Here is a 577-nt window from a genome sequence, read left to right as displayed (position 1 = left end):
GTCTCGTGGGCTCGGTGCTGCAGAGCGATGTCGACATCAAGGTCTACGCCTCGTTCGCGCCGCTGTCGTGCGCAGCGACCAGTGGCGTGCTCGGCTCGGCCGGGCCGAACTGGATCGTCTACAACTTCCCCGGCGTCGATCCGAACGTGCTGTATCCCTCCGCGCTGGGCGACGCGATCGCCGGCGAGGACCTGGTGCCCGATCCGCAGGACCCGGGCGACATCGCCTCGCAGTTCAACGGCAACCTCGGCCAGCCCGGCTGCCTGGAGTCCTTCTCCTGGTACTACGGACTGGACGGCAACACCCCGCCGGGCGCGATCAACTTCCTCAACGTGGTGATGCACGAGATCGGCCACGGCCTGGGCTTCTCCGGTTTCCTCAACAAGACCAGCGGCGCGCTGCTGGCCGGGCTGCCCGACGTCTACACGCGGCTGGCCTACGACAACGTGAGCAACCTGCGCTTCACCGACGCGGGCATGACCAACGCGACCCGCGCGCTGGCCATGCGCACGCCCGGCCGCACGGTCTGGGACGGCGCCGAAGTCAGCGCCCAGTCGCCGCTGATCCTCGACGAGGC

The 577-nt window shown here is 69.0% G+C and carries 1 protein-coding gene; it reads left to right on the top strand.

Annotation, left to right across the window (positions count from 1 at the left end):
* A partial coding sequence (locus DS742_RS28515) for a hypothetical protein (protein WP_205692835.1) occupies positions 1-577 on the top strand: 577 nt, incomplete at both ends.

Source organism: Lacrimispora amygdalina (assembly GCF_003432035.1).
GTDB classification, from domain to species: Bacteria; Bacillota; Clostridia; order Lachnospirales; family Lachnospiraceae; genus Lacrimispora; species Lacrimispora amygdalina.
The sequence above is the reverse complement of the archived record's forward strand: the minus strand, read 5'-3'. Positions and strand labels throughout refer to the sequence as shown.